The following is a 12,630-nucleotide window of genomic DNA, read 5'->3' as shown; positions in this document are numbered from 1 at the left end:
AACTAATCCTCCATACTTGCCTGTTGTTTCTGTAACTGTCTGTCTCTATAGGAATAGACGCATCCGCAGTAATCCTGCCTATACATGTCGTATTCCTTTGAAAGCTCAGTGCTTCGCTTATACCCTTCCCTCTTTTTAAAATCACTTGGAAGCCAAGGTATCTCAAGCTCTTCGGCAATTTTCATGCCGATTTCATTAAGCACCTGGGAATCTTTCATTGGTGATATTGTAAGCGTTGTTGTGAAAAAGTCAAAGCCTTTTTCTTTTGCAACCATTGCAGTACGTCTCAAACGAAGATCATAACACTTGTGGCATCTAGCACCTTTTTCCGGCTCATTTTCAAGGCCTTTGGCGATTTCGTAGAAGCTGTCCTTGTCGTAATCACCCTCGATAAAAGCAACTGGATGCTTAGTAGGAAATTCGTTGATAAAACGCTGTTGCTCCTTTACACGATGATAATACTCTTCATCTGGATAAATGTTTGGGTTGTAGTAAAAGACAGTAACATTGAAATACTGTGAAAGATACTCAATGCAGTAGCTACTACAAGGCCCACAACAGCTATGTAACAATAAAGAAGGCACTTGGCCTTCTTTTTCTAAGTTCTCTATTAATTTATCTAGCTTATTTTGATAATTTTGACGAATCATAACTTGACCAAATATATAAAAAAACAATTGCAAATATATAAACACATGCCATAAGGATCATGAAAGGTACCTGAGATGCCATGATGCCGCAGACAATCTGAGCAATGATGACAAGTCCATGAATCCAAATAGGAATTTTATTGAGGCAAGCAGCAAGAGCAGCCTCCAAAATAACCATCACGCAAGCTACTACCACGTTGATTTTGAAAGCAACGATTGAAACTACGATAGCAACAATTGCGAAAATTCCAAGGGCTATAAGTGTAATTAAAGGAAGATTTTCTTTTGAGAAGAACTCCTTAATGTTAAATGCAGGTAAATTTTTCTTTTTAGTTTCCATTTTAAATCCCCACTAATAATAAATTTTGGTACATGTGTCATTATAATAAAACATATTGATTTTCTCAACATTTTAATTGAGTTTTTAATTGATTTTTTCCAATCGATATATTACACTTAATCTCGCATGGATTAAGGCTATATAGGCTTTTTTCATAAGCTCCGATAGCTCAGTTGGTAGAGCACCTCACTCGTAATGAGGGGGTCGTCAGTTCGAGTCTGATTCGGAGCTTTTATTTTACCTACACAACTATGGGTAAAGTAAATGTTATGAATGTATAAGGAGGATGATTAATTGGAATTTATTCAATTCGATCACGTATCAAAAAGCTACGGTAAGCAGCTGGTTCTTGATGAGCTAGACCTCTATGTTAAAGAGAACTCATTCGTCACTCTTTTAGGTCCATCTGGCTGCGGTAAAACAACCACTCTTCGTCTATTAGGTGGTTTTGAAAAGCCTGATTCAGGCAAAATCTATTTAAATGGTAATGATATCACTGCACTTCCAGCAAACCTTCGTCCAATCAACACGGTTTTCCAGAAGTACGCACTCTTCCCTCACATGACTATTGAGGAAAACATTGCCTTCGGATTGAAAATCCAAAAGAAATCAAAAGAATATATCGACGACAAAATCAAGTATGCATTAAAGCTTGTTAACCTTGATGGATTTGAAAATCGTTCAATTGATTCTCTTTCTGGTGGTCAGCAACAACGTATTGCCATTGCACGAGCTATCGTTAACGAACCAAAGGTTCTTCTATTAGATGAACCACTTGGTGCTCTCGATTTAAAACTCCGTCAAAGCATGCAGTATGAGCTTATGAAGATCAAGCAGGAGCTTGGTATCACATTCATATATGTAACACACGACCAGGAAGAAGCCCTTACAATGTCAGATACAATTGTTGTTATGAACCAGGGCTACATCCAGCAGATTGGTACTCCAGAGGATATCTACAACGAGCCAGAAAACGCATTCGTTGCCGACTTCATCGGAGAAAGTAATATTATAGAAGGAATCATGATCAAGGATGAGCTTGTTTCATTCCTTGGAGTTCAGGTTCCTTGCGTTGATAAGGGATTCGGAACAATGAAGCCTGTCGATGTTGTAATCCGTCCAGAGGATGTTGAGCTTGGCAAGCCAGGCGAAGGATTCATGGATGGCGTCATCACAGATTGTCTCTTCAAGGGCGTTCACTACGAATTAGATGTACAGTGTGGCCAGTACGAATGGTTAGTTCACACTACAAAATACTTTGAAGTTGGCCAGCATGTTTCATTAAATGTTATTCCATTCAACATTCAAATCATGAACAAGCCTGAGTCTGAGGATGAGGAGGTACTTAAGGAGGATGATTAATAAGCTACGCACTAGCTTTCTCGCCATGCCTTATGCAATATGGGTGTTGATTTGCACCATCCTTCCTTTGTTTTACATCCTTGGCTATGCCATCACAAATGGCGATGGAGGCTTAACAATTCATAACCTTACTGCTATAGCAGATCCAGTCCACTTAAAGTCACTTGGTCTGTCTATTCAGGTTGCGTTTATCACTACAGTGATTTGTCTCATTATGGCCTATCCAGTAGCTTTGATACTTCACAACCTGAAAATCACTAATAAAGGATTCATCGTATTTTTGTTTATTCTTCCAATGTGGATGAATTTCATGCTTCGTATTCTTGCATGGCAAAACATTCTTTCAAACAACGGAATACTAAACAGCATACTTACAGCACTTGGGCTTCCAACAGTCCACATCCTTTATACAAAGGCAGCAGTTATCCTTGGTATGGTATATGATTTCTTGCCATACATGATTTTGCCAATTTACAACTCACTTTCAAAAATCAGTGATGATGTTATTGAAGCAGCTGCCGACCTTGGTTCAAACTGGTTAAACACATTTATCAAAATCACAGTCCCTCTCTCACGAGACGGAATTATATCAGGAATCATTATGGTATTCGTACCAGCCCTCTCATCTTTCGTTGTTTCCAACTTACTTGGTGGAGGAAAGGTATTATTAATCGGAAATGTCATTGAGCAGGAATTCACTCTAGCTAGAAACTGGAACTTAGGATCAGGATTATCAATCATCCTTATGCTTTTCGTTCTTGCATCAATGAGCATCATGAACAAGCTTGATGATTCCGAGAATGGAGGTATGCTTCTATGAAAAAAATCAAAAAAGGTGCCTCTACTCTATACTTAGCATTAATATTTTTATTCTTATATGCACCAATACTTGTTCTCATAGTTTTATCATTTAATAATTCTATGTCGCGAACAGTATGGGGAGGATTTACCATTCAATGGTACCTTAATCTTCCTTCCAACGACACTATCATGGATGCTTTGTTTACTACACTTAGAATCACACTTTCTTCCAGCATCCTTGCTACTGTCCTTGGTACATCAGCAGCCATCGGTATCAACCGAATGAAAAAGCGTCATGCAGCTATTATGCTTGGAGCTACAAACATACCTCTTTTAAATGCAGATATCGTTACAGGTATTTCACTTATGCTTCTGTTTACACGATTCTCATCACTTGGAGAGTTTTCAGTTGTACTTGCTCATATAGCATTTTCAGTTCCATACGTTATTTTCAACGTTTTGCCAAAGCTTCAATCTATGTCTGATGCCTGCTACGAAGCAGCTATGGACTTAGGAGCCACACCTTGGTATGCATTTTGTAAAGTAATATGGCCAGAAATCTTTCCTGGAGTGCTTTCAGGATTTTTGATGGCATTTACAATGTCACTTGATGATTTCACAATCACATACTTCACAAAGGGAGCCGGAGTCAACACCCTTTCAACTATGCTTTACACAGAGCTTAGAAAAGGTATTCAGCCAGAGCTTTACGCCCTTTCAACTCTCCTCTTCCTTTTGGCATTCATTATGCTTATAGCAACAAACTTTAAAGGTTCTAAAAAGGAGGTATCAGCTAAACGATGAAGAAAAAGCTTATTATTATCTGTAGCCTCCTGTGTCTCACTTTTACAAGTTGCTTTTCATTTACAGCTTGTGGCAATGATGCAGCCAGCGATGACACATTAGTTGTTTTAAATTACGGTAAATACATTGAGGCAGATGTTTTGAAGCGTTTCCAGAAGGAAACAGGCATCACTGTTAAATACGAAGAGTACGAATCAGTTGAGGATATGTACGCTAAATACAAGGCCGGCTCAATCAATTACGATGTAATCTGTACTTCAGACTACATGATTGAGACACTTCGTGAAGAAGGCGAGCTTATCCCTATCGATTACAACTCTCTTCAATACTACGAAAACATTGACCCAACTATCATCGAAGCGTCAGAAGCCTTCGACCCAACTCACAAATACACTGTCCCTTACTTCTACGGTACGGTAGGTATTCTTTACAACACTGAAAAGGTTGATGAAGAAACAGTTAGCAGTTGGAATTGTCTTTGGGACCCAGAATACAAAAATCAAATCGTTATGATTAACTCACAGCGTGATGCATTTATGGTTCCACTTAAGCTTCTTCAATACAATATCAACACCTCTAACAAGGCCGAGCTTGATGAAGCATTCGATATGCTTTGCAACGAAAAGCAATATGTTTACGCTTATCTAATGGATGAGACATACGAATGTATGGTTTCAGAAGATGCTGCAATGGCTGTATGCTACTCTGGTGAAGCTGCTATGGGTATGGAATACAATGACAAGCTTGCTTACACTGTTCCAAAAGAAGGTGGCAACCTTTGGATTGATTCATGGTTCGTTCCACGTACCTGCAAGCATTACGATGCAGCAATGAAATGGATAGATTTCATGTGTGAGGAAGAGGCAGCCACTGAAAACTTTGAATATGTTTGGTACGCTACCCCAAATCTCACAGTAGCCGGCAACGAAGACGCTGAAACACTTGCAGATGAAACAGTATTCCCTACTAAGGAAACTCTCGCTCGCTGTGATTTGTACAACGCCTACGATGACGAAACATTAGACTACACTACTACTCTTTGGAAAAAGCTTAAAGCATATTAGATTATGCAAATAGCATTGTTCTCTAAAGAATAATAATACAAACTGTCGGATAGAATATCTCCTTCAGGAACTTCGTTTTGATTAACCATCGAAATCATTTCCTTTAGGTCATCGATTCCTATCTGGCAGTTTTTCATTTCTCTATAAATCAAAACCTCATGGACTGAACAAGGTATGATGAATATATTTGAATTCATCTTTTCAGCAATATCCTTAATCACATCCTTATATAAAATTGCAGATGCACCATATGTCCCCAATCGATTAGATAACACCTGAAGTGGAATGAAACCATCCTCTATTGCGGCAGCATCATACATATCTTCTGCTCCAGTAATCTCTGCAATGGTCGAAAAAATACCCTGATATTTAAGCCCTAAAATACGCTGAGTATTAATACTTGCATTGTTCATCAAATCAGTAACGCTAAGTCCAAGCATAAGCATATGCTCATTATTTAGCATGAACCCCTTAAACTGCTCCTCATTGTCACTTGGGAATAAATAATAAAACACAATAGCCAAGTCCAAATATTCCACATGCGGTACAGTTTCTAAAAGCTCCTGATTCTTCTCCTTGTTCATGAGCTTATATATAATACGAGTTTTAGCCTCCTCAATGTCCTTAAACATAAGGGCAAAATCAATTCGATCAATATTAATTTTTTCAGTAATCATAATTAAATGATATAAAAAGTATTGGGATTTATATAAAGAAAAAAATGATCCGCATGTTTCCATGCGGATACTAATATATCAAGATTCATTTTTAAAATCAAGCTTTATTTTTATAGCTGTTTGCCAGCTCTTTCATTTCCCTGGCGTTTGTAAGCACAGCCTCTGTAATAGCGCTACCACCAAGCATTCTAGCAAGCTCTTCGATAGTATCGTTGTCGTAGAGCTTTTTAATACCCGAAATGGTATGGCCCTGCTCGACATTCTTTTCAATGAGGAAATGAGTATCTGCCATTGCCGCAATCTGTGGCAAATGAGTGATACAAATAACCTGATGCTTGTCTGCTACAGTAGAAAGCTTCTCAGAAACAGCCTGGGCTGTTCTACCTGAAATACCAGCATCAATCTCATCGAAAATAAGAGTATCGATTCCGCCGCCTGAAGCAAGAACAGTCTTGATTGCAAGCATGATACGGCTCATTTCACCGCCTGAAGCAATATCCTTAAGTGGACGAAGTGGCTCACCTGGGTTTGTACAAATCATAAACTCACCACTATCAAAACCATCTGCTGTGTAGTGATCAAGCTTTGTAAGATGCATTTCGAATTCGGAATTGAGGAAGTTCAAATCGCTCATGGCTTCCTGCATCTTTTTAGAAAGATCTGCTGCGCACTTTCTACGGATATCGGAAAGCTTCTGGCAAAGCTCATCCAGCTCCTTTGTAGCAACATCAACCTTGTGCTTTAATTCTGCCAGGTATTCATCAAAGGATTCAAACTTTGCTTTCTTTTCCTGGCGAGCAGCAAGCTCCTCTAATACAGCCTCGATTGTGGTACCGTATTTGTCCTTGAGTCTGTTGATTTCATTGAGGCGAAGCTCCACCTCGTTGAATCTTCCAGCATCAAAGGATGCATCAGACATGTAGCTTGAAAGCTCTCTGTTGAAATCCGAAATAATGCTATCTGCATCATTGAGCATTGAAAGAAATTCTGATGCTCTATCATCAATTCCTTCTATATATCGTATATCCGATATTGCAGAACTAATAGCATCTGATACACCGCCATCTCCTGCCATAGCTTCATGAGCTCTGCCAAAATATTCCATAGTGCGGCTAAAGTTTGAAAGACGCTTATACTCATCCTCAAGCTCTTCATCCTCACCAATTTTTAAATTAGCAGATTCGATTTCATTTATCTCATGCTCCAAAAGAACAATTTCTCTTTCCTTTGAAACATCACTCTGCTTTGCTTCCTCAAGCTCTGCAGTAAGTGCTTTATAATTCTTGTAAGATTCAGCGATTTTATCTTTTAAATCGCCAATTTCATTTTTAGCAAATTCATCTAAAAGCTCCATATGGCGCTTTGTATTAAGAAGTGACTGATGTTCCTTCTGTCCGTAGATATCGAGTAACAACGCCCCAACTTCTTTCATCTTTGCAGCTGGAACCTGTTCACCATTAATCTTTCCAACGGCGCGAGATTCAGTGATTCTTCTAGACATAATCACCTCATCATCGTATGGCTCCACGCCCATTTCTCTCAGAGCTTCCTTTGTGCTTTCATCATTGATAAGGTATACAGCTTCCACAAATGCCTCAGAATCAGCATCACGAAGGAAATCCTTTGATGCCTTGTCTCCAAGACTTAAATGAAGTGCTCCCAAAATGATAGATTTACCTGCTCCGGTTTCTCCCGATAAGATATTAAGCCCCTTAGAAAAAATAATCTCCTCTTCATCAATAAGGGCTAAGTTTTTAACGTGCAAACTAGCTAGCATTTAATTCTCCTTTTCTATGCCCGCGTTTCTGTGTAAAAGGATCCTTGCACCAACCTTTTATTTCTCGATGATTCGTTTTAGTTTCCCCATTAAAACGACAGTATCATCAATGCTTCTGACAGCGCACATAATAGTATCATCACCAGCAATTGAGCCAACTATTTCTGCAAAATCCATATGGTCTAAGGCAGCCGCAACAGCCATAGCCATACCTGAAACAGTCTTGACAACTAAAATATTCTGGGCGTTGTCCATTGAAACAAAACCATCCAAGAAAATACGAATGTACTTCTCATTCATATCGTCCTCGGTAGTTTTGTATGCTACGTAACGAAGCTTGCCAGCTGCATCAGCAACCTTTGTCAGCTTCATTTCGCGTATATCTCTGGAAACTGTAGCCTGTGTGGCGTTAAATCCAGCTTCCTCAAGGCGAGCTGTAAGCTCCTCCTGAGTTCCTATTTCATTTTTTACTATTAACTCTAGTATCTTTGCCTGTCTTTCAATCTTCATTTAAATCTCCTGCATCCTAGCTCGAATACGTTCCAAGAAATTGACGTTTTCTAACATAACCATGTTGGATGTAATCTTTGAACGATGAATTTTTAAAACTTCACCCTTTTTGAGGATTTGTCTAAGTGTTCCATCGTAAATAATGTTTGCTTTTGGATCGTCCTCTTCGTGACGAGCCTCTATACTAACTTCAACCTCATCATTTGAGGCCAAAATAATGCTACGGGAATTAAGTGTATGAGGGTTGATAGGTGTCAAAACAATGCAATCTGCATGAGGGCTAACAATAGGACCGTTAGCAGAAAGATTGTAAGCAGTTGAACCTGTAGGTGTGGAAACAATCAGTCCATCACAATTGTGGGAATACAGCTGAATTCCGTTGACCTTGACTGTCAGGTTTAAAACAAAAAGCCCAGCAGCATCAGATGCAACTACAATATCATTAAGAGCTCTAAAACGATTGTCAGCATCGCTAGAACAATCTCCTTCAAGCATCATTCTCTCATCTATCTTATAATTGTCGCTAAGTAATTGATCTAAGCAGTGCTCAACATTATCAACTGTCATATCGCAAAGATAGCCCAGGTGACCGCAGTTAAGACCAACGATAGGCACCTTGCGATTTGTAACATTCTGAGCAACCCTAACAACAGTTCCATCACCACCAACAGTAATGATGCACTCAATATTGTCATCAACTGTTACCTGTGTTTCGGAGCTATCCGGACAAGTGTCTAAATCGAGAATGCACATTCCGCCATGTGCCGAAATATAATCACGAATAATGTTGATATATTTTTCATGTAAATCACTAAAAGATCTTGCAACAATTAAGAAATTCTTCATTATTTGTCTAAGCTACCATGTGCAGCTGCTACTGTTGCAGCAACATCAATAGCATCCCCCTGTTTTTCCTGTGTTGATATATGAATGAGGTATTCTATGTTTCCTTCTGGTCCCTTAATTGGGGAATATTCCAGATGAAGTACATAAAAACCAATTTCTTTTACAAAATCAATAATTGTATTAATAACTTCTTCGTGAACAGCTGGATCACGGACAACACCCTTCTTTCCAACCTTTTCACGTCCAGCTTCAAACTGTGGCTTGATGAGGCAAACCATTTCAGCATCATCCTTAAGAAGTGCCTTTGCTGGGCCAAGTACCTTTGTAAGACTGATAAATGATACATCAACTGAAGCGAAATCAAGCTGCTCGCCGATGTCCTCTACAGTAACATATCTGATGTTTGTCTTTTCCATGCAGACAACTCTAGGATCCTGACGAAGCTTCCAAGCAAACTGTCCATATCCTACATCTACAGAGAATACCTTTGTAGCTCCATTCTGAAGCATACAATCGGTAAAACCACCAGTAGATGCGCCGATATCCATGCATACCTTTCCATCTAAGGAAATATCAAAGTGAGTCATAGCCTTTTCAAGCTTAAGACCACCACGGCTAACGTATTTCAGCTGCTGTCCGTGGATTTCGATATCTGCATCTACATCTATTTTAGTGCCTGCTTTGTCCTCTCTGTTTCCCTTAACGAAAACATTGCCTTCCATAATCATGGTCTTGGCTTTTTCACGAGAAGGAGCAAACCCTCTATCTACTAATACTATATCAAGTCTTTCTTTCATATTACTTTCCTAATTTTTCTAATATACGCTGTGTAATGGACTCTGCATCCATGCCAAGCTCTTTAAACAGAAGTGTAACACTTCCATGTCTAACAAACTCATCTGGAACTGCTATTTTAAGGACCTGACCATTATAGCCATTGTCATCAAGATAAGCCTGAACCTGCTGGCCAAAACCTCCGGTAATAACATTTTCCTCTAATGTAACGATTAAATCGTATTCATTTTTGATTTTATCCAGATATGCCTGATCAAGTGGCTTTGCAAATCTAGCGTTGCAGATACCTGCATCGATTCCCTGGGCCTTAAGAAGCTCTTCCACTTCCTCAGCCTTCTTTACCATGGAACCAAGAGCAAACAGCATTACCTTTGAACCAACCTTTATCTCCTCGGATTTGCCAAGGACGATTTCAGCTCTATGCTCCTTTAATCCGCAGTATGCCTCGCCTCTAGGGTATCTAATGGCGATTGGGCCATCGTAAGCCACTGCAAATTTCATCATATCTGAAAGCTCCCATTTATTCTTTGGAGCCATCACTGTCATATTTGGCATAGATGTAAGGAAGGAAACATCGAATATACCCTGATGTGTGCTTCCATCTGCGCCAACAAGACCTGCTCTATCAATTGCAAAAATCACATGAAGATTTTGTAAGCAAACATCCTCAAGGATTTGGTCGTATGCACGCTGTAAGAATGATGAATATACGGCAAAAACAGGAATGCGACCGCCCAGTGCCAATCCGGCAGCAAATGTAACGGCATGCTCCTCAGCGATTCCAACATCGAAGAATCTGTCTGGGAACATATTTCTGAAACGCTTTAATCCAGCGCCCTCTGCCATAGCTGCTGTAATAGCAACAACCTCTGGGTTACGATCTCCCATCTTACGCATTACAGTTGAGAAAACATCTGTGTATCCAGGGTTTGGATTGCGCATTGGAAGTCCTGTCTCGATTTCGAAAATATCTGTACCGTGGAATCTGGATGGATGACGCTCTGCTGGCTCGTATCCATTACCCTTTTTAGTAATGACGTGAACAAGCACAGGTCCATTGATACCCATGGCCATATTGAATGTCTCCATCATGGCTTTGATATCGTGGCCATCAACCGGGCCAAGATACATAATTCCTAAATCCTCAAAAACCATATTAGGAACCATAAGAGACTTAATACCATTTTTAGTGCTACGAATCTTTCTAATGATACGCTCACCATTAGGCCAGCTTTCCAAAGATGATAACACGTTGTTTTTTAAGCCAACGTATTTTGAGCTGGTACGAAGACGCTCAAGATTGGTAGACATACCACCTACGTTTTTAGAGATGGACATTTCATTATCATTAAGTACGATAAGGAAATTAGACTTCTTTAAACGAGATGCATTGTTCAATGCCTCGTAAGCAAGGCCTCCAGTAAGTGCTCCATCACCAATAACTGCGCAAACCTTATAGTCATCTCCTGCTAAATCCCTTGCCATGCAATAGCCTAAAGCTGCAGACAAAGATGTAGAGCTGTGACCTGTATCAAAACTGTCGCAAGGGCTCTCTACTCTTTTAGGGAAGCCGCTGATTCCATCGTACTGACGAAGATGGTCGAATTCATTTGCTCTACCAGTAAGAATCTTGTGAGTGTATGCCTGATGACCTACATCCCAAACAAGCTTGTCCTTTGGGAAATCAAGAAGCATATGAAGAGCAATTGTAAGCTCAACTGTTCCAAGATTGGAAGCCAAATGACCACCAGTCTTTGATAGATGCTCAATAAGAAAGCTTCGTATTTCTGCAGGAAGAGCTAAAACTTCTTCCTCTGTTAAATTCTTTATATCATTAGGTTGCTTTATTTTTTCAAGAACCATAATCGATTTTAATTGTCTCTGTAGACAAGGTATTTAAGTAGCTCATTTAAAAACTCGTTGTGATTATCTAAGCTATTAAGTTCTTCAACTGCCTCGTCTGTAAGACGCTTTACCTCTTCCTTGGATTTTTCTATACCGGCAAATGTAACGTAGGTACATTTTTCGTTTTTCTCGTCTGAGCCAATTGGCTTGCCAAGCTTTGCTTCATCTCCTTCGATATCAAGGATATCATCCTGAATCTGGAAGGCCATGCCGATTTTGCCTGCCACGCTCTCAACGAGAGAAACCTGTTCTTCACTGGCGCCAGCCAAAACAGCACCTATCATCATAGATGCTTCAATCAGCGCACCAGTCTTTAGCTCGTAGATGAAATGAAGCCTATCCTCTGTCATGTCTAGCTGCTTCTTTTCAGCCTCCACATCTACAACCTGGCCACCAATCATGCCGAATACACCGGCTTTTCTGGCCAGAATGCGCATTGCCTCTGTAACTCTAACTACATCTACATCTGCATCGTATGCATTTAATGCAGTCTCGAAAGCATAGTTTAAAAGAGCATCTCCTGCAAGTACGCCCATTGCCTCACCGTATGCTACATGCACAGTAGGCTTGCCACGGCGAAGTGCGTCATTGTCCATTGCTGGTAAATCGTCGTGAATCAACGAATATGTGTGAATCATTTCGATGGCAGCCATAAATGGCTCGATCACATCGCCTGTGCCACCGAAAAGCTGAAATGTCTCGTTCATGAGGATTGGACGAAGACGTTTACCGCCTGCTGTAACCCCGTATTCCATTGCATCAAATATGATGCCCTGTAATCCCTCTACATCCGGCAAAAATCTGCAAACAACATCCTGTGCAGACTCTGCTCTTACGCTAAGTTCGTTTTTAATATCCATTTTACTCGACCCCTTCAAACACCTCAAAGCCGCCTTCTTTGCTGATTGCCATGACAGCTTTTTTAGTCTGTTCTATTTTTGAATTAGCTTTTTGAAGCTCTTCCATTCCGCTTTTGTACAATGCAAAGGATTCATCCAAAGTGACATCTGATGATTCCATCTTTGTGATTATCTCATCGAGAGCCTGAAAGCTTTCTTCGATTGTTGTCTCTTTTGTTTCTTTTTCTGCCATACGTGCT

The 12,630-nt window shown here is 39.9% G+C and carries 14 protein-coding genes and 1 tRNA gene; 5 read left to right on the top strand and 10 right to left on the bottom strand.

Translation table 11 applies throughout. The features are described 5' to 3' along the window. Positions 1 to 2 precede the first annotated feature (2 nt). Entirely contained in the window at positions 3 to 650 is a 648-nt protein-coding gene (locus BMY66_RS00910) for an epoxyqueuosine reductase QueH (protein ID WP_044934782.1), read from the bottom strand. Beyond that, a complete protein-coding gene (locus BMY66_RS00905) occupies positions 625 to 990 on the bottom strand; it encodes a hypothetical protein (RefSeq protein ID WP_090393850.1) in 366 nt (121 codons plus the stop codon). Before BMY66_RS00905 ends, BMY66_RS00910 begins: the two co-directional genes overlap by 26 nt. 158 nt (positions 991 to 1,148) lie before the next feature. On the opposite strand from BMY66_RS00905, the gene BMY66_RS00900 reads away from it, so the two are divergent. From BMY66_RS00900 to BMY66_RS00880, 5 genes are all read left to right on the top strand, one after another. After that, a tRNA-Thr gene (locus tag BMY66_RS00900) sits at positions 1,149 to 1,221 on the top strand. Between the two features lie 63 nt (positions 1,222 to 1,284). Further along, positions 1,285 to 2,352 carry an ABC transporter ATP-binding protein gene (locus BMY66_RS00895; protein WP_090393849.1) on the top strand — a complete coding sequence of 356 codons (1,068 nt, stop codon included), beginning with the start codon at positions 1,285 to 1,287 and terminating at the stop codon, positions 2,350 to 2,352. Further along, the gene (locus tag BMY66_RS00890; RefSeq protein WP_044934788.1) at positions 2,345 to 3,172 is read left to right on the top strand and encodes an ABC transporter permease; all 828 of its coding nucleotides are present in this window, start codon (positions 2,345 to 2,347) and stop codon (positions 3,170 to 3,172) included. Before BMY66_RS00895 ends, BMY66_RS00890 begins: the two co-directional genes overlap by 8 nt. After that, positions 3,169 to 3,957, top strand: coding sequence for an ABC transporter permease (locus BMY66_RS00885; RefSeq protein WP_044934793.1), 789 nt, complete (start codon positions 3,169 to 3,171; stop codon positions 3,955 to 3,957). The genes BMY66_RS00890 and BMY66_RS00885 overlap by 4 nt, the downstream gene beginning before the upstream one ends. After that, positions 3,954 to 5,021, top strand: coding sequence for an ABC transporter substrate-binding protein (locus BMY66_RS00880; RefSeq protein ID WP_090393848.1), 1,068 nt, complete (start codon positions 3,954 to 3,956; stop codon positions 5,019 to 5,021). The genes BMY66_RS00885 and BMY66_RS00880 overlap by 4 nt, the downstream gene beginning before the upstream one ends. On the opposite strand, the gene BMY66_RS00875 is transcribed toward BMY66_RS00880, so the two are convergent. The 8 genes from BMY66_RS00875 to xseB form a co-directional block, all read right to left on the bottom strand. After that, positions 5,018 to 5,698, bottom strand: a complete 681-nt coding sequence (locus tag BMY66_RS00875) for a DUF5688 family protein (RefSeq protein WP_143064488.1) — start codon at positions 5,696 to 5,698, stop codon at positions 5,018 to 5,020. The two genes, BMY66_RS00880 and BMY66_RS00875, sit on opposite strands and share 4 nt — an antisense overlap. Before the next feature lie 97 nt (positions 5,699 to 5,795). Beyond that, on the bottom strand, positions 5,796 to 7,475 hold the full coding sequence (gene recN / locus BMY66_RS00870) for a DNA repair protein RecN (protein ID WP_090393846.1): 1,680 nt from the start codon (positions 7,473 to 7,475) through the stop codon (positions 5,796 to 5,798). A gap of 57 nt (positions 7,476 to 7,532) precedes the next feature. Continuing rightward, positions 7,533 to 7,985: an arginine repressor gene (gene argR / locus BMY66_RS00865; protein ID WP_044934804.1), complete on the bottom strand. Its 453-nt coding sequence runs from the start codon at positions 7,983 to 7,985 to the stop codon at positions 7,533 to 7,535. Beyond that, positions 7,986 to 8,831: an NAD(+)/NADH kinase gene (locus BMY66_RS00860; RefSeq protein WP_074789032.1), complete on the bottom strand. Its 846-nt coding sequence runs from the start codon at positions 8,829 to 8,831 to the stop codon at positions 7,986 to 7,988. It abuts the gene before it with no gap. Next, positions 8,831 to 9,628, bottom strand: a complete 798-nt coding sequence (locus BMY66_RS00855) for a TlyA family RNA methyltransferase (protein WP_033154266.1) — start codon at positions 9,626 to 9,628, stop codon at positions 8,831 to 8,833. Before BMY66_RS00855 ends, BMY66_RS00860 begins: the two co-directional genes overlap by 1 nt. 1 nt (position 9,629) lies before the next feature. Next, positions 9,630 to 11,489, bottom strand: a complete 1,860-nt coding sequence (gene dxs, locus BMY66_RS00850; protein ID WP_090393845.1) for a 1-deoxy-D-xylulose-5-phosphate synthase — start codon at positions 11,487 to 11,489, stop codon at positions 9,630 to 9,632. Between the two features lie 8 nt (positions 11,490 to 11,497). Further along, positions 11,498 to 12,391 (bottom strand): polyprenyl synthetase family protein, encoded by an 894-nt coding sequence (locus tag BMY66_RS00845; RefSeq protein ID WP_044934816.1) that lies wholly within the window; start codon positions 12,389 to 12,391, stop codon positions 11,498 to 11,500. A 1-nt stretch (position 12,392) separates the two neighbouring features. Further along, the gene (gene xseB / locus BMY66_RS00840; RefSeq protein ID WP_090393844.1) at positions 12,393 to 12,623 is read right to left on the bottom strand and encodes an exodeoxyribonuclease VII small subunit; all 231 of its coding nucleotides are present in this window, start codon (positions 12,621 to 12,623) and stop codon (positions 12,393 to 12,395) included. Positions 12,624 to 12,630: the final 7 nt, after the last annotated feature.

Origin of the sequence: Pseudobutyrivibrio sp. C4, assembly GCF_900111635.1 — a bacterium.
Lineage (GTDB): Bacteria > Bacillota > Clostridia > Lachnospirales > Lachnospiraceae > Pseudobutyrivibrio > Pseudobutyrivibrio ruminis.
This window is presented reverse-complemented; position numbering and strand designations above follow the sequence as displayed.